The organism is Kitasatospora sp. NPDC101801, from assembly GCF_044766665.1.
Lineage (GTDB): Bacteria > Actinomycetota > Actinomycetes > Streptomycetales > Streptomycetaceae > Kitasatospora.
Genome location: NZ_JBIWML010000011.1, coordinates 95,953 through 114,694, shown reverse-complemented (window position 1 = coordinate 114,694; position 18,742 = coordinate 95,953). Strand labels below are relative to the sequence as shown.

The window sequence follows — 18,742 nt, the reverse complement described above, 5'->3', positions numbered from 1 at the left end:
CGATGCTCCGCAGGGACTCCCTCCACGGCGCCGCCGGGGCATACACCCCACCACCGCTCCTTCGCCCACCCTCGATTGCCGGTCGGCCTCACTCACCGTCAGGCAGCACCCCTTTTGTGCCGGTTCATGGGCACCTGGCCGAGTGCCCGACGGTCCGTCACCCGCGGGTCCAGGGGCCGTCGTCCGGGTCTCCGTGCGAGCCTCGAACGGCTGCATTGACCTGCGGGTCCACTCCTTTGGGGGCTGATCGGGTAGCCGGGCGGCGCGTTACCGGGGGCTGCTCGTGAGTGCCGCATAAGGATGGAGTAGCGTTTGGCCCGCATAAGCATTCAAACCGTGCCCGTGGCCGGGTCGCCGGGGAGGCGCGCACAGCGACTCCCGGCAGCGACGCGATCTCGGGCGAGACTTCGGGAAGGCGCTACGTGAGTCCCAACGGCTCCGACCGCTCGCCGCGGCGCACGATGCGGCGGAAGCTGCCTCAGGCGCTGGCACTGGGCCTCGTCATCGCGACCGCCACCGGCTGCTCGGCCAACGACCTCCCCAGGCTTGGCCTTCCGAGTCCCGTCACCGCCGAGGGCCCGATGGTCCTCCGGATGTGGCAGGGCTCGTGGATCGCGGCTCTGGTGGTCGGCGCACTGATGTGGGGTCTGATCATCTGGAGTGTGATCTTCCACCGCCGCAGCCGCACCAAGGTGGAGGTCCCCCCGCAGACCCGGTACAACCTGCCCATCGAGGCGTTGTACACCGCGGTCCCCCTCGTCATCGTCTCGGTGCTCTTCTACTTCGTCGCGCGTGACGAGGCCAGGTTGACCCAGACCTCCGCCAAGCCGGACCACATGGTCAACGTGGTCGGCTTCCAGTGGAGCTGGGCGTTCAACTACGAGAACACCGAGAACCCGGACCCGGCCAACACCCAGGCCGCGTACGAGGTCGGCACCCCGGCCGAGCCGCCGACGCTCTACCTGCCGATCAACGAGACGGTGCAGTTCCGCCTCACCTCGCGAGACGTCATCCACGACTTCTGGCCGGTCAACTTCCTGATGAAGCAGGACGTCGTCCCGGGCGTGGTGAACAAGTTCGAGGTCACCCCGACCTCGCTCGGCACCTTCCGCGGCAAGTGCGCGGAGCTCTGTGGCGTGGACCACTCCCGGATGCTGTTCAACGTCAAGGTCGTGGACCGGGCGGAGTACGACAAGCACCTGGCGGAGCTTCGGGCCAAGGGCCAGAAGGGCGCGGTGCCCTCGGGCATCACCACCATGGGAAGTGAGAAGTGACGATCCTCAACGAGCCCGCCGCCGCCGGCGGGGCTGCCGGGGCCACGGTCACGGCCGGCACCGAGCGGACCCGCAAGCCCGGGTCCACCATCATCAAGTGGCTGACCACCACCGACCACAAGACGATCGGCACCCTGTACCTGGGGACGTCGTTCGCGTTCTTCCTGATCGGTGGCGTGCTCGCGCTGGTGATGCGCGCCGAGCTGGCTCGTCCGGGGACCCAGATCCTCTCGAACGAGCAGTTCAACCAGGCGTTCACCATGCACGGCACGATCATGCTGCTGATGTTCGCGACCCCGCTCTTCGCGGGCTTCGCGAACTGGATCATGCCGCTCCAGATCGGCGCTCCTGACGTCGCCTTCCCGCGACTGAACATGTTCGCCTACTGGCTCTACCTGTTCGGCTCGATCATCGCGGTGGCCGGCTTCCTCACCCCGCAGGGTGCGGCCGACTTCGGCTGGTTCGCCTACTCGCCGCTGTCCGACGCGGTCCGCTCGCCGGGCATCGGCGCCGACATGTGGATCATGGGCCTGGCCTTCTCCGGCTTCGGCACCATCCTCGGCTCGGTCAACTTCATCACCACCATCATCTGCATGCGCGCCCCCGGCATGACGATGTTCCGGATGTCGATCTTCGTCTGGAACGTCCTGCTGACCGCCGTGCTGGTGCTGCTGGCCTTCCCGGTCCTCGCGGCCGCGCTGTTCGCCCTGGAGGCGGACCGGAAGTTCGGGGCGCACGTCTTCGACCCGGCCAACGGCGGGGCGTTGCTCTGGCAACACCTGTTCTGGTTCTTCGGCCACCCCGAGGTGTACATCATCGCGCTGCCGTTCTTCGGCATCGTCTCCGAAGTCATCCCGGTCTTCAGCCGCAAGCCGATGTTCGGCTACTCCGGCCTGATCGCGGCCACCATCGCGATCGCCGGTCTGTCGGTCACGGTGTGGGCGCACCACATGTACGTCACGGGACAGGTCCTGCTGCCGTTCTTCTCGTTCATGACCTTCCTGATCGCGGTCCCGACCGGTGTGAAGTTCTTCAACTGGGTCGGCACCATGTGGAAGGGCTCGCTGAGCTTCGAGACCCCGATGCTCTGGACGGTCGGCTTCCTGGTCACCTTCCTGTTCGGTGGTCTGACCGGTGTTCTGCTCGCCTCCCCGCCGATCGACTTCCACGTCTCGGACTCCTACTTCGTGGTGGCGCACTTCCACTACGTGGTGTTCGGCACCGTGGTGTTCGCGATGTTCGCCGGCTTCCACTTCTGGTGGCCGAAGATGACCGGCAAGATGCTCGACGAGCGCCTTGGCAAGATCACCTTCTGGACGCTGTTCATCGGCTTCCACGGCACCTTCCTGGTCCAGCACTGGCTCGGCGCGGAGGGCATGCCCCGCCGCTACGCCGACTACCTGGCCGCGGACGGTTTCACCACGCTGAACACCATCTCGACCATCGCGTCGTTCCTGCTCGGTCTGTCGATCCTGCCGTTCCTCTACAACGTCTGGAAGACCGCGAAGTACGGCGAGAAGATCGAGGTCGACGACCCGTGGGGCTACGGCCGTTCGCTGGAGTGGGCGACCTCCTGCCCGCCGCCGCGGCACAACTTCCTCACCCTGCCGCGGATCCGTTCCGAATCCCCGGCGTTCGACCTGCACCACCCGGACATCGCCGCGCTCGACTACCTCGAGTACCACGGTGAGCCGGCCAAGCACTTCGAGGGCGTCACGCCCGCGAAGTACGACGCCCCCGCGCTGGGCAAGGGCCTGAAGAAGGAGGGTGACGCCTGATGAAGGAACAGGGCAAGATCTTCATCGGTTTCGCCGTCTTCATCCTGGCGATGGCCATCACCTACGGCGTGTGGACCAACCACTCCGAGCACGGTGTGGAGGCGGCCGGCACCACGGCGCTGTTCCTGGCCTTCGGCCTGTGCGCGATGGTCGGCTACTACCTGGCCTACACCGCCAAGCGGGTCGACACCGGTGCCGGTGACAACCCCGACGCCGAGGTCGCGGACGACGCCGGCGAGCTGGGCTTCTTCGCCCCGCACAGCTGGCAGCCGCTCTCGCTGGCGATCGGTGGCGCGCTCGCGTTCATGGGCGTCATCTTCGGCTGGTGGCTGCTGTACTGGTCGATCCCGATCATCCTGATCGGCCTGTTCGGCTGGGTCTTCGAGTTCTACCGCGGCGAGGGCCAGAACCAGTAGGTCCTCCTCCTCCGCACCGGGCGGCCGGGCACCCCTGACGGGGGTGTCCGGCCGTTCGCGTCAGGACGTCCCTTGGGGCTCACCGGGTGGTCCGCTCACCCGGTCGGGTCAACCGGGACTGCGGGGGCGGGCCGCGCGGGGCTGACTGTTCCTACGATCTGATACGTCGTCGGTTCGAGGAGGCAGCCGTGAAAACCAGGCACGGGATCGCACTGACGGCCGCACTGCTGGTGCTGGTCCCGGTCGCGGGGTGTTCCTCCGGCGGGTCGCCGGCCGCGATACGGCCGGCGGAGCCGGTGGACGTGCACGAGCTGGTGCACGTCTCGGCCAGTGGCGAGGTGGATCCGGCGAAACCTTTCACCGTGACCGCAGACCGGGGCGGCCGGCTCACCGACGTCACCGTGACCGGGGCCGACGGCCGGGTGGTGGCCGGGCAGCTGGCCGCTGACCTGCAGAGCTGGCAGAGCACCGGCCGGCTCAAGGCGGGCACCCGGTACACCGTCCGGGTCGCCGCCGACGACGGCAAGGGCGGGCGGGGCGAGACCAGCAGCGAGTTCGGCACCGTGGCCGCACAGCACCTGCTCACCGCCGAGCTGGGCCCGGACTCCTCGGGCAGCGGCATCTACGGGGTGGGCCAGCCGCTCACCGTACAGCTCTCCGAGGCGGTCAAGGACCCCACGGCCCGCCAGGCGGTCGAACGGGGCCTGACGGTGGCCTCCGAGCCTGCCGTGACCGGTGCCTGGTACTGGGTGGACGACCGTAACCTGCACTTCCGCCCGAAGGAGTACTGGCCCGCCGACGCCAGGATCCGGCTGGCCTACGACCTGCAGGGCGTACCGGTCGGCGACGGCCTGTACGGCGGCGAGGCGGTCACCCGCTCGCTGCGGACCGGCGACCGGGTCGAGGTGCTGATCGACGCCGCCTCGCACTACCTGACGTACCGCCGCAACGGCGCGGAGGTGAAGTCCATCCCGGTCACCACCGGCAAGCCCGGCTTCGCCACCCGCAACGGCATCAAGGTGGTGCTCGGGCAGGAGTCCCAGGTCCGGATGAACGGCGAGTCGATCGGCATCCGGGAGGGCAGCACCGAGGCGTACGACCTCCAGGTGAAGTGGGCCACCCGGGTCACCTGGAGCGGCGAGTACGTGCACGCGGCACCGTGGTCGGTGGGCTCCCAGGGGGTCGACAACGTCAGCCACGGCTGCACCGGGATGAGCACCGACGACGCCAAGTGGTTCTTCGACCAGACCCGGATCGGGGACCTGGTGCAGGTGGTGAACAGCCGGGGGGCCGCGATGGAGCCGTTCGGCAACGGGTTCGGCGACTGGAACGTCTCCTGGGACGAGTGGCTCAAGCACTCCGCCCTCGGCCGACCCGTCACCACCAGCGGCAGCCTGGGCACCCAGGTGGCCGCGGCGGGCGCCCCTCTGATCGGCTGACCTTTTCGCGGGCGCTCAGCGGTCTACTACCCAGGGGCTCGGGGAACTGCGAGGAGGTCTGGCGTGCGGGTCACTGCGAAAGTGCCTGACCACCCACGCGACGATCACCTCGCGAGGGTCGGCGTCGCAGTTCCCCGAGCCCCTGGGTAGTAGACCGCTGAGCGCCCGAGCCCATGGGGGGCAATTGGTCAGCGGTAGGCGACACCGAGGGCCGTCGTGACGGCCGCCAGGGCGTCGGCGTGGTCGAGGCCGAGGCGGTGGGCGCGGTCGGCGTAGTCGGTGGCGGCTGCGGCGGCCAGGCGGTGGGCGGTGTCGCCGGTGGCGGCGATCAGGGTGCCCCGGCGGCCGTGGGTCTCGACCACGCCGTCGGCCTCGAGTTCGCGGTAGGCGCGGGCCACCGTGTTGGCGGCCAGGCCGAGTTCCTCGGCGAGCGCCCGGACGGTGGGGAGCTTGAGGCCGGCCGGCAGGGTCCCGCTCCGGGCCTGGTCGGCGATCTGGGCCCGGACCTGCTCGTACGGGGGAGTGGCGGCTTCGTGGTCGACGGACAGCTGCACGGGTTCTCCTGACGGTTCGTTACCGCTCATTCTGCCGCAGCAAGGCCGATGGCCCCCCACCGCGAACGGTGGGGGGCCATCGGCTGTGGCGGTACGAGAATCAGTGGTGGCCGTGGCCGCTGGTGATCTCGTGGTGCTCCTCGGCGGTCGGCTTGGGGATCTGGTTCCCCTCGCCGTAGAAGCCCTGGGAGAGCTTCGCGCGGGTCTTGGCGAGGACGCCGACCTTGCGCTTGACGCCGTTCTCGTCGACCTCGGCGGGCAGCTCGATCGGGGTCGGCTGCTCGTGCGCGGTGATGGTGTGCAGCGCGCCGGCGGGCAGCTGGGCGTGCACCTCGACGAACTCACCGTGCGGCAGGCGCTTGATGACGCCGGTCTCGCGACCGTGCAGCACCTTGTCCTTGTCGCGGCGCTGGAGACCGAGGCACCAGCGCTTGGTGACGAAGAAGGTGATCACCGGCACCACGAAGAACCCGACCCGCACGAAGTACGTGATGTCGTTGATCGAGAGGTGCAGGTGGGTGGCGAACAGGTCGTTGCCACCACCGATCAGCAGCACCAGGTACAGGCTGATCCAGGCCGCGCCGAGACCGGTGCGGACCGGGGCGTTGCGCGGGCGGTCCAGGATGTGGTGCTCGCGCTTGTCGCCGGTCACCCAGCTCTCGATGAACGGGTAGACCGCGATGGCGACCAGCACCAGCGGGAAGATCATCAGCGGCACGAACACACCCAGGTTCAGGGTGTGGCCCCAGAGGCCGATCTCCCAGCCCGGCATGATGCGGATCAGACCTTCGGAGAAGCCCATGTACCAGTCGGGCTGCGCGTCGGTGGAGACCTGGTCGGGGCGGTACGGACCGTACGCCCAGATCGGGTTGATGGTGGCGATCGCCGAGATCATCGCGATGATGCCGAAGACCAGGAAGAAGAAGCCGCCGGCCTTGGCCATGTAGACCGGCATCAGCGGCATGCCGACGACGTTCTTCTCGGTCTTGCCCGGGCCCGCCCACTGGGTGTGCTTGTGGTAGAAGACCAGGATCAGGTGGGCCACCAGCAGGCCCAGCATGACGCCCGGGATCAGCAGCACGTGGATGGTGAAGAACCGCGGCACGATGTCGGTGCCGGGGAACTCCCCGCCGAACAGGAACATCTGGACGTAGGTGCCGACCAGCGGCACGGCCAGCACCGCGCCCTCCATGAACCGGATGCCGGTGCCCGACAGCAGGTCGTCGGGGAGCGAGTAGCCCATGAAGCCGTCGAACATGCCCAGGAAGAGCAGCAGGAAGCCGAACAGCCAGTTGACCTCGCGCGGCTTGCGGAACGCGCCGGTGAAGAACACCCGCATCATGTGCACGAGCATCGCGGCGACGAACACCAGCGCGGCCCAGTGGTGGATCTGACGGATCAGCAGGCCACCGCGGACCTCGAACGAGATGTCCAGGGTGGAGGCGTAGGCCTCCGACATCCTGATGCCCTGGAGCGGGGCGTAGGAGCCGTGGTAGACGGTCTCGCCCATGCTCGGGGTGAAGAACAGCGTCAGGTAGACGCCGGTCAGGATGATGATGATGAAGGTGTAGAGGCAGATCTCCCCGAGCATGAAGGACCAGTGGTCCGGGAAGATCTTCCGCAGGTTGGCCTTGGCCAGGGTGTAGAGGCCGAGCCGGCCGTCCACCCAGTCCGCGGCGGACTCCGCCTTGTTGGCGGGCTTGGCACGGGTGCTGGCCGGCTTTGCGGCACCCTTGGTGCTGCTCGCGGTCATCGGCTGCGCTCCCAGTAACTCGGGCCAACGGGCTCGTCGAAGTCGCCGGTGGCGACCAGGTAGCCCTTCTCGTCGACAGTGATCTTCAGCTGCGGCAGCGGGTGACCGGCCGGGCCGAAGATGACGCGGGCGCCGTCCGCCAGGTCGAAGGTCGACTGGTGGCAGGGGCAGAGCGCGTGGTGGGTCTGCTGCTCGTAGAGGCTGATCGGGCAGCCGACGTGGGTGCAGATCTTCGAGTAGGCGAGGATGCCCTCGAAGCCCTTCTCCCGGGACTCCTTGTCCTTGATGTCCTCCGGAGCGATCCGGATCAGCATCAGGGCGTCCTTGGCGATCTGGACCTGGAACTCGTGCGAGTCCTCCTCCAGGCCCTCGGGCTTCGCGAAGCTCAGCGAGCCGACGACGATGTCCTCGGGCTTCATCGGCTCGTTGGTGTTCATGTTGATCAGCTGGATCGGCTTGGCCTGGGTGGCCTCCTTCCAGCCGGTGTGCTCCAGCTTGTCCTCGGGCAGCGGCCCGAGGTCGCGGAGCAGCACCACACCGGAGAGCGGCACCAGGGCCATCGACCCGATCAGGGTGTTGCGGATCATCTTGCGGCGGCCGAAGCCGGACTCGGCGGCGCCGGTCTTGAACTGCTCGATGACGTCCGCGCGGACCTCGTCGTCGGCCTCGATCGCGTGGCGCTCGGCCGGCAGCTCGTGGTCCGACATCAGGGTGCGGGCCCAGTGGACCGCGCCCGCGCCGATGCAGAAGAGCGCCACCCCGAGGGTCAGGCCGAGCGAGAAGTTCAGCGCGCTGACGTGACCGATCGGGAAGATGTAGACGATCTTGTCGATCGGGAAGATCACGAAGGACGCGATGAACCCGACGGTCGACAGCATCGACAGGATGAAGAGCAGCGACACCTGGCGCTCGGCCCGCTGGGCGGCCCGCTCGTCGATGTCGGTGCGACGCGGCTCGTGGGCCGGCAGGCCCGGGTCGGCGAACGGGTCGCCGTGGGCGGCGAGCTCGGCGCCGTGGGAGTCGTGCGACTCCGGCAGGGTGTCCTTGGACATGTTGTCGTGGCTCATGACTTCTTGGCCTTGGTGGTGTGGGCGGCGACCCAGATCGCGATCGCGATCAGACTGCCGAGTCCGAAGATCCAACCGAACAGACCCTCGGTCACCGGGCCGAGGCTGCCCAGGCTCAGACCGCCGGGGTTGGGCTCGTCGTTGGTGGTGTGGCGGACGAAGGCCACGATCTGCCGCTTCTGCTCCTCGGGCATCACGCCGTCGGGGAAGGAGGGCATGTTCTGCGGGCCGGTCTGCATGGCCTCGTAGATGTGCTTCGGGTCCACGCCGTCCAGGGCGGGGGCGTACTTACCCTTCGTCAGGGCACCGCCCTGACCCGCGAAGTTGTGGCACTGCGAGCAGTTGGTACGGAACAGCTCGCCACCCTTGGCGACGTCGTCCGGGTTGGTGGAGGTGTACTGCTCCTTCGACGGAGCGACCGGGCCGGGGCCGAGCGAGGCCACGAAGGCGGCCATCTGGTCGATCTCGGCCTGGGAGTAGATGTTCTTCTTCTTCGGCACCTGGGCGCCGGGCTGCTGGGCCGGCATCCGGCCGGTGGCGACCTGGAAGTCCACCGCGGCGGAGCCGACGCCGACCAGGCTCGGACCGTCCGAGCTGCCCTCGCCGTTCAGACCGTGGCAGGAGGAGCAGCCCACGGCGAAGAGCTTCTTGCCCTCGTCGATCGCGAGCGACTGCACCGAGCTGTCGGCCTGCGCCTTCTCGGCGGGCAAGAACGCGGCGTACAGCCCCCCGGTGGCCGCCAGGGCGAAGAGTAGGACGACCAGCGCCGCCAGTGGATGGCGCCGTCGTGCGGAGAGCTTTTTCACGGATTAACCCCGGGGTCAGGATCTGGTCGGCTGGTGGGCGTGCCTCGCGGCCCGGTCTGCCCGGGTCGGCTGCGGGGACGCGCGCGGTCGGTCGGTGCGGGTACGGCTCCGGCCGTCGGCCAGCGACCTGATCAGCTGGTTACTTGATCAGGTAGATGGTCGCGAACAGGGCGATCCACACGACGTCGACGAAGTGCCAGTAGTACGACACCACGATCGCGGCGGTGGCCTGCTCGTGCGTGAACCGCTTGGCTGCGTACGTCCGTGCCAGGACCAGCAGGAACGCGATCAGACCACCCGTCACGTGCATGCCGTGAAAGCCGGTGGTCAGGTAGAACACCGTGCCGTACGGGTCCGAGGACAGCGAGAGGCCGTCCTTCTTGACCAGCTCGGTGTACTCGAAGATCTGGCCGCCGATGAAGATCGCGCCCATCACGAAGGTGATGATGAACCACGAGCGGAGCTTCTTCACGTCACCGCGCTCGGCGGCGAAGACGCCGAGCTGGCAGGTGAGGGAGGAGAGCACCAGGATCGTGGTGTTCACCGAGGAGAAGGGCACGTTGAGCGCGTGGGCCTTCTCGGTCCAGAACTCCGCGCCCTTGACCGAGCGGAGCGTGAAGTACATCGCGAACAGGGCCGCGAAGAACATCAGCTCCGAGCTCAGCCAGACGATGGTTCCGACGCTGACCAGGTTCGGCCTGTTGACCGCTCCGTGCGCGTGTCCGGTTTCTGTTGCTGTTGCTGTCGCCACGACGGACATTATGTCGGTCCCTTATTCCGTCTTCACGCCGGGGGGTGTACCTCGGAGTGTCCGGTGCGTGCGGTATGCCCTGTTGGCAGCCGACGGGGCGCCGGACGAGGGCTTCGAGGAGGTGGTGTCCCATTTCTGACGGTTCATTGACGGCGGGTCCACCCGTTCGCCCCGCGTGTCACGGCGGGCCCGGCGCCCCGGGTCGGCTAGCGGGTCGGCCGTCCGGGTGGAACCGGACTTCTGGGGTGACGATCCGTCGCCCGCGTGAGTGATCGGCGTGGCGTACGGCCGCGGCTCGTCCGAGGGAGATCGCGCCAGGGGGTCACCACGAGGGGTGTGCGGGAGTAGCATCCGGAGGTGAACGTGGTCCGGGTCACACCGGACCGGGTTGAGCCGCGCACGGTACGACGAAGAGCACAGCCATATAAGAGGACGAGTACCCGGGAGCAGGGCCCATGGCGCACACCTCCGACGAGACGCTCACCGTTCTCGTCTACAGCGACGACCGGAACACCCGCGAGCAGGTCACGCTCGCGCTGGGCCGCCGCCCCGCCGCCGACCTCCCTGAGGTCGACGTGCTGGAGTGCGCCACGGTGCCCGCGGTGCTCCGAGCCCTGGAGAAGGGCGGTGTCGACCTCTGCGTGCTGGACGGCGAGGCCGTGCCGGCCGGTGGCCTCGGGGTGGCCCGGCAGGTCAAGGACGAGATCTACGGCTGCCCGCCGGTGCTGGTGCTGATCGGCCGGCCGCAGGACGCCTGGCTGGCCGCCTGGAGCCGGGCCGAGGCCGCGATCTCGCACCCGGTCGACCCGGTGGCGCTGGCCGAGGCGGCCGGCACCCTGCTCCGGGCCCGGGTGGCCAAGCGCACCCCGGCCCACCGCTGAGCGATCGCACCGCTGAGGGGCCGTCAGCCGGTGTCTCACCTGTAGAGAAGCACCCCGCATCCGGGCGCACCGGATCGCTAGGCTGGCTCCAGCATCCCCGATCGAGAGCTGGAGTCAGCCATGGTGAACGCGCAACCTGCGAACGGCGGTAGCGACCCCGCGCAGGTGGTCCGCACCTGGCCGGACCTGCTGAGCGCGCTGCTGGCCGGGCAGGACCTCGGCCAGGCCGACACCGCCTGGGCGATGGACCGGATCATGGGCGGCGAGGCCACCCCCGTCCAGGTGGCCGGCTTCGTGGTCGCGCTCCGGGCCAAGGGCGAGACGGTGGACGAGATCGCCGGTCTGGTCGAGTCGATGTACGCGCACGCCACGCCGCTGCACATCCCGGGCCCCGCGGTGGACATCGTGGGCACCGGCGGCGACCGGGCCAAGACGGTGAACATCTCGACCATGTCGGCGATCGTCGCGGCCGCCGCCGGGGCGAAGGTGGTCAAGCACGGCAACCGGGCGGCCTCCTCCGCCAGCGGTGCCACCGACGTGCTGGAGAAGCTCGGCATCAGCCCCGACGTCACGCCCGCCCGGGTGGCCGAGATCGCCGCGGAGGTCGGCCTGACCTTCTGCCCGGCGCCGATGTTCCACCCGGCGATGCGGCACGCCGCCCCGGCCCGCCGTGACCTCGGGGTGCCGACCGCCTTCAACATCCTCGGCCCGCTGACCAACCCGGCCCGAGTCACCGCGCACGCGATCGGCTGCTTCGACACCCGGCTGGCCGGGCTGATCGCCGGCGTGCTGGCCCGGCGCGGCGCCACCGCCCTGGTCTTCCGGGGCGACGACGGCCTGGACGAGCTGACCATCTCCACCACCTCGCACGTCTGGCTGGTGAAGGACGGTCAGGTCACCGAGACCGTCTTCGACCCGCGCGAGGTCGGCATCGAGCCGGTCGGCATCGAGGCGCTGCGCGGTGGCGACCCGCAGTTCAACGCCGACGTGGCCCGCCGCCTGCTGGCGGGGGAGCGCGGCCCGGTCCGGGACGCCGTCCTGCTGAACAGCGCCGCCGCGCTGACCGCGCTGGAGCTGACCGACGCCCCGCTGGCCGAGCAGCTGGCGGCCGGCATGGTGCGGACCGCGGCCGCCGTCGACTCCGGCGCGGCGGAGGCCCTGCTGAAGGACTGGGCGGCGGCCACCACCCGTTCCTGAAAGGTGAGTTGAGGGCCCGGCGGCCTGGCCGCCGGGCCCTCGTGCTGTCCGGATGGCGGACGGGTGTTTGACCACTTCTCGGCTGCTCGCCTAGAGTCCTTGCCAGGTCATGAGTGACAGCGACAAGCCCCAGCTTGCTGTCCGGCAACCCTCCGTCCGTGGCGGGGTGCCCTGGGTGAGGACCGGGCTCCGCGGCGAACCGTCCGCGTGGCAAGCGCGGACGTCGGCGGCACAGCTGCACCCCGAGGTCCCGGACCTTCCGAGGAGTGCACCCCCATGTCCGTTTCCACCGAAATCTGCGCCCCGCTCGCCGTTCTCGGCCACGACGTCCAGGTCCCGCTGGTCTCCGGCGAGAAGGTCTCCTACGCCGCCCTGGACTACGCCGCCAGCTCCCCGGCGCTCCAGCGGGTCTGGGACGACGTCGCCGCCTACGCCCCGTACTACGGCAGCGTGCACCGGGGCGCCGGGTACCTCTCCCAGCTCTCCACCGACCTGTTCGAGCAGAGCCGGCGCACCGTCGAGGAGTTCCTCGACCTGCGCGAGGGCGACCAGGTGGTCTTCACCCGGGCCACCACCGACTCGCTCAACCTGCTGGCCGGGGTGCTGCCCGCCGGCACCCGGGTGTTCGCCTTCGAGACCGAGCACCACGCCTCGCTGCTGCCCTGGCGCCGGGACGGCCTGACCGTCAGCTACCTGCGGGCCCCGCGCTCGCACGCCGAGGCGGTCGCCGCGCTGGACGCCGCCCTGGCGGCGGAGCCCGCCGAGCACCGGCTGTTCTGCGTCACCGGCGCCTCCAACGTCACCGGCGAGCTCTGGCCGGTCGCCGAACTGACCGAGGTCGCCCACCGGCACGGCGCCCGGGTGGTGCTGGACGCCGCCCAGCTGGCGCCCCACCACCGGGTCTCGGTGCGGGAGTTGGGCGTGGACTGGATCGCCTTCTCCGGCCACAAGCTATACGCCCCGTTCGGCGCCGGCGTGCTGGCCGGCCGGAGCGACTGGCTGGACGCGGCCGAGCCGTACCTGGCCGGCGGCGGCGCCAGCCGGACCGTGGCCCGCGAGTTGGACGGCTCGGTCGCGGTCGAGTGGCAGACCGGCCCGGCCCGGCACGAGGCCGGCTCCCCGAACGTGATCGGCGCCCACTCCATCGCCTCCGCCTGCCGGGCGCTCACCGAGGCCGGCTTCGACGCGCTGGAGGCTCGCGAGCAGCAGCTGATCGACCGTCTGCAGGCCGGACTGGCCGAGATCCCCGAGGTCCGGGTGCTCAGCCTGTTCGGCGAGGGCGCGGCCCGGGTCGGCGTGCTCTCCTTCGTGGTGCAGGGCTGGAACAGCTCGCACTTCTCGGCGGCGCTCTCGGCCGAGTACGGGATCGGCGTCCGGGACGGGCTGTTCTGCGCCCACCCGCTGGTGCGGACCCTGCTCGGCGGCGAGGAGGCCGCACCGTCCGAGTGCGGCGCCCCGGAGCCGTCGCTGCCCGGCGAGCGCAGCCTGAACGCGATCCGGGTCAGCTTCGGGGCCGGGACTCCGGACGAGCACCTGGAGCGGTTCCTGGGGGCCGTCCGCGAGCTCGTCTCCGACGGGGCGGCGTGGAGCTACCGCAACGAAGGCGGCCGCTGCGTCGCGGACACCCGCCGCAGCTGACCTTCTGGCAGGTGGTTCGGAAGAGTCCGGGGCTCGGGGCTCTGCTGGTGTGCGGCTCCGCCGCGCGGGCGACGCCGACCTTTTCCGGAGGTGGCTCGGCATCTACGGTCAGGGGCTCGGGGTTCTGCTGGTGTGCGGCTCCGCCGCGCGGGCGACGGCGGCCTCTGCAAGGTGGTCCGTTCAGGGGTGGTCAGGCACTTTCGCAGTGACCCGAACGCCAGATCTCCTCACCCACGCGGCGGAGCCGCACGTCAGCAGAGCCCCGAGCCCCTGACCGTAGGCCCGGAGCGCCCGCGAAATGTGCAGCCCCGAGACCCTGCTATTCGTCGAGGCCGAGGGCGAAGGCGGCTTCGAGGTCGTGCTTGGAGTAGGTGCGGAAGGCGATCTGGGTCTCGGTGTGTTCGACGCCCGGGATCTTGTTGAGGCGGCCGGGGATCACCGCGGCGAGGTCGTCGTGGTGCCGGACCCGGACCATCGCGACCAGGTCGTAGCCACCCGTCACGGAGTAGACCTCGCTGACGCCCTCGATCGAGGCGATCGCCTCGGCGATCTCGGGAATCCGGTCGACGCTGGTCCTGATGAGCACGATCGCGGTGATCACTCTGTCGCTCCTGTCCGTGGGTTCCGGGTCAGCGTAACCGTGACCCAGGTGGCCAGGTAGCCGACCGCGAAGCCGATGACGTGCACGGGGTAGGCCACCCCGGGGCCGTCCTGGCGGACCGAGAGCCACTGGAGCAGGAACCAGAGCCCGAGCACCAGCCAGGCGGGGAACCGCAGCGGCAGGAAGAGCAGCAGCGGCACCAACGTGGTCACCCGGGCCCGGGGGTAGAGCCGCAGGTAGCTGCCCAGGACCCCGGCGATCGCGCCGGAGGCACCGACCAGGGCCCGGGCCGACTCCGCCCCGTGGGCCTCCGCCACCGCCCAGCCGTAGGTGGCCAGGTAACCGACCGTCAGATAGCCGAGCAGGAACCGGACCCGGCCGAACCGCTGCTCGACCCCGGGGCCGAAGACGAACAGGAAGAGCATGTTCCCGAGCAGGTGCAGCCAGCCCGCGTGCACGAACAGCGAACTGAGCACCGAGAGCACCGGGATCTTCCGGGGCGTCGGCAGCGGCGGGCAGTCCGTCGTGGACGGGGGCAGCTCGGCCAGCCGAGCCGCCGGCAGCGGCCGGTTGGCCATCAGCTCGGCCGGGATCGCGCCCCAGCGCTGCTCGTACCGCTGCTCGGCGCAGACCCGCTCCGGCCCGGTGCCGTAGCGCGGGTTGAGGCCGAAGCTCGGGCCGATCAGCAGGGTCAGCACGCTCAGCCCGATCAGCGCGTAAGTGACGACCGGCGGGCGCTCCGGGGCCCTGCCGCCCGGGGCGTCGAGGTGGTCCAGGACGGGGATGGCCATAGCGGAGAGCATTCCTCCGGCGTGGCCCACCGACACCGCCCGGTACTGCGGGTGGCCTAGTGCCGTGCGGTCTGCCCGCATCACGGACCAGGTGCCCTCGGTCGAAGCCGCAGGCAATAGGCTTGACCTTCCGGACCCTGGGTGACCGCCGTACGGCGGCACCAACGAGAGGACTTGGCAGAATGACGATCGCCGCCCCGACCGCTGAGACCCGCTGGCGCTGCACGCTCTGTGGCAACCTGACCCGCTTCGACGTGACGCGCTCGTCCCGGGTGGTGGAGTTCCTGCACTTCGACCTGGCCGGTGACTCCAAGGTCGAGGAGACCGAGGTGCTGGCCGAGACGCTGGAGTCGGTCCGCTGCCGCTGGTGCAACGCGGTCGACCAGGTCGAGTTGGTGGCCCGTCCGGACGCCGAGCAGGCGGCCGCGGAGCAGCAGGAGTCCTGACCGGTGCACCGGCCCGGGCCCGCGCGGAGTGTGGCGCGGGTCGGGTCGGGGCACGGTAACCGCGACAATTGCAGAGAGCGGTGTGTTTGAGGGCAGCGGCAACCGGCCGTACGGACCCCGCGGAGCAGGATCGGAGCCGAGGACGTGGTGGACGCAGCATGGGGGGCGGCCGAGTCGCAGGAGCAGCCTCCCGCGGCCGCGACCCCGGCCGCCCCGGAGCAGGCCGACGCACCGCCCGCTCCTGCCGACCCGACCGACCCCGCTCCCGGTGACAGCCCCGAACAGCTCGGCCGACCGCTCCCCGAGGGGGTCAGGCACCGGGTGGTGGGCATCGCCGCCGACGCGCTCGGTGGCCTGCCGGCCGCCGAACTGCCGGTCTCGCTGCGCCAGTACGCGAAGTTCACCCCGGCCCGGCGGGCCAAGTACGCGGCCACCGCGCTGGCCGCCGCGTTGGAGGCGGACCCGGCGTTCCGGCTGCGGATAGCCGATCGGCTCCGGCTCGGGCAGCCGGATCTGGTGAAGGCGCTGGAGGCGGGCAGCGTGCCGGGCGCCGCCGACCCGATGGACGTGGCGGCCGCCGCCTACCTGCTGCGCCCGGCCGGCTGGGCCCGGCTGGTCGCCGAGGCGGGCGAGCAGGTCGAGCGGGCCGGCGCCGAGGGCGCGGCGGCCGAGGCGGCCCGGCTGGTGGAGAAGCTCCAGGAGGAGCTGGCCGAGCTGCGCGCCCAGTCCAGGGCCGACCTGGACCGGCAGCGGGCCGACTCGGAGGGGATCCGGCGCGAGGCGGAGTCGCTCCGGAAGAAGGTCCGGACGCTGGAGAGCGACACCCGGCGGGCCCAGGCCGAGGCCCGCAAGGTGCAGGCCGAGCTGGCCGAGGTGCGGGCCGGGGCGGCCACCGAGCACAGCGCGGCCGAGGCCGAGGCCCGTCGGCTGCGGCACCGGATCGCCGAGCTGGAGACCGCCCTGGAGGCCGGCCGCCGCTCGGCCCGGGAGGGCCGCAGCGTCGAGGACATGCGGTTGCGGCTGCTGCTGGACACCGTGCTGCAGTCCGCCCAGGGCCTCCAGCGGGAGCTGGCCCTGCCGGTGGCGCAGATCCACCCGGCCGACCTGGTGGACGCGGTGGCACCGGCCTCCGCCTCGCCGCACGACGTGGCCCGCCGGGCGCTGGCCGAGGACGATCCGGCGCTGCTCGACCAGCTGCTGGCGATCCCTCAGGTCCACCTGGTGGTGGACGGCTACAACGTGACCAAGACCGGGTACCCGACGCTGCCGCTGGAGCAGCAGCGGATCCGGCTGCTCGGCGGTCTGGCGATGCTGGCCCAGCGCACCCAGGCCGAGGTGACCTGTGTCTTCGACGGCCAGGACCTGGACGTGCCGGTGATCCTGGCGCCGCCGCGCGGGGTCCGGGTCCGGTTCAGCCGGACCGGGGAGACCGCGGACGAGCTGATCCGGCGGCTGGTCAGGGCCGAGCCGCTGGGACGTCCGGTGGTGGTGGTCTCCACCGACAAGGAGGTCGCCGACGGCGTGAAGAAGGCGGGCGCGCGCCCGGTGGCCTCGCTGCTGCTGCTGAAGCGGCTGGCCAGGCCCTGACGGTGACTGACTGCTGGTCAGGACGGGGTGGCCGGGTTGTGTCGGTCCGGTGAATTCCGGTCCGCGGCGGGAAGTTCGTGGCGGTTGGGGAGTGGCGCACCCGTGACAACTTCACTAGGGTCTGGCGTCAAACCTATTTTCTGGACAAGCACCCGATCGGGTGAGGTCGCGTCCAGGAGTGATGAAGGAGCTCTTCCTTTGGCTTCCCACCGCCGCCCCAAGCAGCCGAGCCGTGCACGGGTCTCCGTGCTGACCGCTGCCGCAGCGACCGCGGTCGCCCTCTCGGCGCAGACGGGTGCCCACGCGGCGCCGGCCAAGCCGAGCAAGGACGAGGTCAAGGTCCAGGTCGACGCCCTCTTCAACGAGCAGGAGCAGGCGGCCGAGCGGTTCAACGGCGCCAAGGAGCGCACCGACCAGCTGCGCAAGCAGGCCGACCAGCTGCAGGACCAGGTGGCCCGCGGCCAGGAGCAGATGACGGCCCTTCAGGGCGGCCTGGCGGCCGTGGCGGCGCAGGAGTACCGGGACGGCGGGGTGGACCCCTCGGTCGCCCTGATGCTCTCCTCGGACCCGGAGAACTACCTGACCAAGGCGTCCAGCGTCGACCAGGTGAACCAGACCCAGGCGCAGAGCCTGAAGACGCTCCAGGACCAGCAGCGCCGCCTCGACCAGCAGAAGATCGAGGCCGCGGAGACGCTGGCCGAGCTGGACCGCAACACCAAGGTGCTGAACGACGCCAAGGCCGAGGTGCAGAAGAAGCTCGCCGAGGCCCAGAAGCTGCTCAACCAGCTGAGCGCGGCCGACCGGAACGCGGTGCTGGGCGACCGCGCCTCGCGCGGCGGCGAGCGGATCGACGTCGGCAACCTGCCGCCCGCCAGCGGCTACGCCGGTGCGGCGGTCTCCGCCGCGATGGGCAAGCAGGGCAAGCCGTACGTCTGGGGCGCCACCGGACCGAACTCCTTCGACTGCTCCGGCCTGGTGGTCTGGGCGTACGCGCAGGCGGGCGTCTCGCTGCCGCGCACCTCGCAGGACCAGGCCTCGGTCGGCACCAACATCGGCAAGGACTGGGCGAACGCGCAGCCGGGCGACCTGGTGATCTACCACCCCGACGCGCACCACGTCGCGATCTACATCGGCAACGGCCTGGTGGTGCACGCCCCGCACACCGGTGACGTGGTCAAGGTGATGAAGGTCGACGCGATGCCGATCAAGACCATCCGCCGGGTCTGATCCACCGTCAGCCTGATACGGCATAACGGACATCTCCCCATCAAGGCGTCGAACTGACGCCGCGTGACACGCCCGGGCCCGTCGGAACCTCCCTGTGATCTGGGACACTTCCGGCGGGCCCCGTCGCGTCCGCATCCCGGGAGTTCGTCGGCACAGCGTGCAATTCCGATCACGCTCGGTCGCAATCACTGAAGAATCACGACTTCATTCCGACTTTTTTCTTACAAGGATTTGAACCGATCACGGTTGGGTTACTAAGGTCCTTCTCGAACCACCGCACTGTCGATCACCCAGCCTGGGTGGCGGCGGGGGTTACCGCCGAGTTCGAGACGCAGCGGGGCAGTTCCGACTGCCCTACGGGGAAGCCCTCTTGGGGGCGCTGTCGATCGGAGCCGGGGAACCACGTTCCTCGGGGTGAATCGGCGCCAGGTCGACGGACCGTCACGAGACGGCCCGACGGTGAGGCGCTGTAGGGCATCTCTTCCAGCCCGAACCCGTCAGCTCACCCGGTAGGCGGACGTAGGAAGAAGGAGCCC

General features: G+C 70.2%; 17 protein-coding genes and 2 riboswitches. Of the genes, 10 read left to right on the top strand and 7 right to left on the bottom strand.

The window, feature by feature from the left end; all coding sequences use genetic code 11:
* Positions 1–422 precede the first annotated feature (422 nt).
* The 4 genes from coxB (at position 423) to ACIRPK_RS15920 (ending at position 4,907) form a co-directional block, all read left to right on the top strand.
* Complete coding sequence (gene coxB / locus ACIRPK_RS15935; protein ID WP_403038532.1) at positions 423–1,274, top strand: cytochrome c oxidase subunit II; 852 nt, start codon at positions 423–425, stop codon at positions 1,272–1,274.
* On the top strand, positions 1,271–3,052 hold the full coding sequence (gene ctaD / locus ACIRPK_RS15930; protein WP_403038529.1) for a cytochrome c oxidase subunit I: 1,782 nt from the start codon (positions 1,271–1,273) through the stop codon (positions 3,050–3,052). The genes coxB and ctaD overlap by 4 nt, the downstream gene beginning before the upstream one ends.
* The gene (locus tag ACIRPK_RS15925; protein WP_403038527.1) at positions 3,052–3,468 is read left to right on the top strand and encodes a cytochrome c oxidase subunit 4; all 417 of its coding nucleotides are present in this window, start codon (positions 3,052–3,054) and stop codon (positions 3,466–3,468) included. Before ctaD ends, ACIRPK_RS15925 begins: the two co-directional genes overlap by 1 nt.
* Before the next feature lie 188 nt (positions 3,469–3,656).
* Complete coding sequence (locus tag ACIRPK_RS15920; RefSeq protein WP_403038524.1) at positions 3,657–4,907, top strand: Ig-like domain-containing protein; 1,251 nt, start codon at positions 3,657–3,659, stop codon at positions 4,905–4,907.
* A gap of 188 nt (positions 4,908–5,095) precedes the next feature.
* Here ACIRPK_RS15920 and ACIRPK_RS15915 read toward each other — a convergent pair whose 3' ends face one another.
* The 5 genes from ACIRPK_RS15915 to ACIRPK_RS15895 form a co-directional block, all read right to left on the bottom strand.
* Positions 5,096–5,491: a GntR family transcriptional regulator gene (locus tag ACIRPK_RS15915; RefSeq protein WP_403038522.1), complete on the bottom strand. Its 396-nt coding sequence runs from the start codon at positions 5,489–5,491 to the stop codon at positions 5,096–5,098.
* 70 nt (positions 5,492–5,561) lie between these two features.
* Entirely contained in the window at positions 5,562–7,214 is a 1,653-nt protein-coding gene (locus ACIRPK_RS15910) for a cytochrome bc complex cytochrome b subunit (protein WP_403038519.1), read from the bottom strand.
* The gene (locus tag ACIRPK_RS15905) at positions 7,211–8,281 is read right to left on the bottom strand and encodes a Rieske 2Fe-2S domain-containing protein (protein WP_403038516.1); all 1,071 of its coding nucleotides are present in this window, start codon (positions 8,279–8,281) and stop codon (positions 7,211–7,213) included. Before ACIRPK_RS15905 ends, ACIRPK_RS15910 begins: the two co-directional genes overlap by 4 nt.
* A complete protein-coding gene (locus ACIRPK_RS15900) occupies positions 8,278–9,087 on the bottom strand; it encodes a c-type cytochrome (protein ID WP_403038514.1) in 810 nt (269 codons plus the stop codon). Before ACIRPK_RS15900 ends, ACIRPK_RS15905 begins: the two co-directional genes overlap by 4 nt.
* A 139-nt stretch (positions 9,088–9,226) precedes the next feature.
* Positions 9,227–9,847 carry a heme-copper oxidase subunit III gene (locus ACIRPK_RS15895; protein WP_403038511.1) on the bottom strand — a complete coding sequence of 207 codons (621 nt, stop codon included), beginning with the start codon at positions 9,845–9,847 and terminating at the stop codon, positions 9,227–9,229.
* 446 nt (positions 9,848–10,293) lie between these two features.
* Between ACIRPK_RS15895 and ACIRPK_RS15890 the strand changes: the two genes are divergently transcribed.
* The 3 genes from ACIRPK_RS15890 (at position 10,294) to ACIRPK_RS15880 (ending at position 13,554) form a co-directional block, all read left to right on the top strand.
* Positions 10,294–10,719: a hypothetical protein gene (locus tag ACIRPK_RS15890; RefSeq protein ID WP_403038508.1), complete on the top strand. Its 426-nt coding sequence runs from the start codon at positions 10,294–10,296 to the stop codon at positions 10,717–10,719.
* Positions 10,720–10,839: 120 nt separating this feature from the next.
* The gene (trpD, locus tag ACIRPK_RS15885; RefSeq protein WP_403038506.1) at positions 10,840–11,916 is read left to right on the top strand and encodes an anthranilate phosphoribosyltransferase; all 1,077 of its coding nucleotides are present in this window, start codon (positions 10,840–10,842) and stop codon (positions 11,914–11,916) included.
* A 105-nt stretch (positions 11,917–12,021) separates the two neighbouring features.
* Positions 12,022–12,139, top strand: a riboswitch (SAM riboswitch).
* Positions 12,140–12,192: 53 nt separating this feature from the next.
* Entirely contained in the window at positions 12,193–13,554 is a 1,362-nt protein-coding gene (locus ACIRPK_RS15880; protein ID WP_403038503.1) for an aminotransferase class V-fold PLP-dependent enzyme, read from the top strand.
* 319 nt (positions 13,555–13,873) lie between these two features.
* Here the strand turns inward: ACIRPK_RS15880 and ACIRPK_RS15875 are convergent, their stop codons facing one another.
* Together ACIRPK_RS15875 and ACIRPK_RS15870 are read right to left on the bottom strand one after the other, a co-directional pair.
* On the bottom strand, positions 13,874–14,155 hold the full coding sequence (locus ACIRPK_RS15875) for an Lrp/AsnC family transcriptional regulator (protein WP_057233015.1): 282 nt from the start codon (positions 14,153–14,155) through the stop codon (positions 13,874–13,876).
* Entirely contained in the window at positions 14,152–14,946 is a 795-nt protein-coding gene (locus ACIRPK_RS15870; RefSeq protein WP_403038500.1) for a rhomboid family intramembrane serine protease, read from the bottom strand. The genes ACIRPK_RS15875 and ACIRPK_RS15870 overlap by 4 nt, the downstream gene beginning before the upstream one ends.
* Positions 14,947–15,128: 182 nt before the next feature.
* On the opposite strand from ACIRPK_RS15870, the gene ACIRPK_RS15865 reads away from it, so the two are divergent.
* The 3 genes from ACIRPK_RS15865 to ACIRPK_RS15855 all read left to right on the top strand — a co-directional run bounded on the left by ACIRPK_RS15865 (position 15,129) and on the right by ACIRPK_RS15855 (position 18,206).
* Complete coding sequence (locus ACIRPK_RS15865) at positions 15,129–15,392, top strand: hypothetical protein (protein ID WP_403038498.1); 264 nt, start codon at positions 15,129–15,131, stop codon at positions 15,390–15,392.
* Between the two features lie 144 nt (positions 15,393–15,536).
* Positions 15,537–16,979: an NYN domain-containing protein gene (locus ACIRPK_RS15860; protein WP_403038496.1), complete on the top strand. Its 1,443-nt coding sequence runs from the start codon at positions 15,537–15,539 to the stop codon at positions 16,977–16,979.
* Positions 16,980–17,177: 198 nt separating this feature from the next.
* Positions 17,178–18,206 (top strand): NlpC/P60 family protein, encoded by a 1,029-nt coding sequence (locus ACIRPK_RS15855; protein ID WP_403038493.1) that lies wholly within the window; start codon positions 17,178–17,180, stop codon positions 18,204–18,206.
* 367 nt (positions 18,207–18,573) lie between these two features.
* Positions 18,574–18,738, top strand: a riboswitch (cyclic di-AMP (ydaO/yuaA leader).
* The last annotated feature ends 4 nt before the right edge of the window (positions 18,739–18,742 follow it).

Bases quoted from the DNA above. Each gene is read 5' to 3' on its own strand.
- ACIRPK_RS15925 (WP_403038527.1), top strand. From the start codon at position 3,052: ATGAAGGAACAGGGCAAGATCTTCATCGGTTTCGCCGTCTTCATCCTG.
- ACIRPK_RS15915 (WP_403038522.1), bottom strand. From the start codon at position 5,491: ATGAGCGGTAACGAACCGTCAGGAGAACCCGTGCAGCTGTCCGTCGAC.
- ACIRPK_RS15910 (WP_403038519.1), bottom strand. From the start codon at position 7,214: ATGACCGCGAGCAGCACCAAGGGTGCCGCAAAGCCGGCCAGCACCCGT.
- ACIRPK_RS15905 (WP_403038516.1), bottom strand. From the start codon at position 8,281: ATGAGCCACGACAACATGTCCAAGGACACCCTGCCGGAGTCGCACGAC.
- ACIRPK_RS15895 (WP_403038511.1), bottom strand. From the start codon at position 9,847: ATGTCCGTCGTGGCGACAGCAACAGCAACAGAAACCGGACACGCGCAC.
- ACIRPK_RS15890 (WP_403038508.1), top strand. From the start codon at position 10,294: ATGGCGCACACCTCCGACGAGACGCTCACCGTTCTCGTCTACAGCGAC.
- trpD (WP_403038506.1), top strand. From the start codon at position 10,840: ATGGTGAACGCGCAACCTGCGAACGGCGGTAGCGACCCCGCGCAGGTG.
- ACIRPK_RS15880 (WP_403038503.1), top strand. From the start codon at position 12,193: ATGTCCGTTTCCACCGAAATCTGCGCCCCGCTCGCCGTTCTCGGCCAC.
- ACIRPK_RS15870 (WP_403038500.1), bottom strand. From the start codon at position 14,946: ATGGCCATCCCCGTCCTGGACCACCTCGACGCCCCGGGCGGCAGGGCC.
- ACIRPK_RS15865 (WP_403038498.1), top strand. From the start codon at position 15,129: ATGACGATCGCCGCCCCGACCGCTGAGACCCGCTGGCGCTGCACGCTC.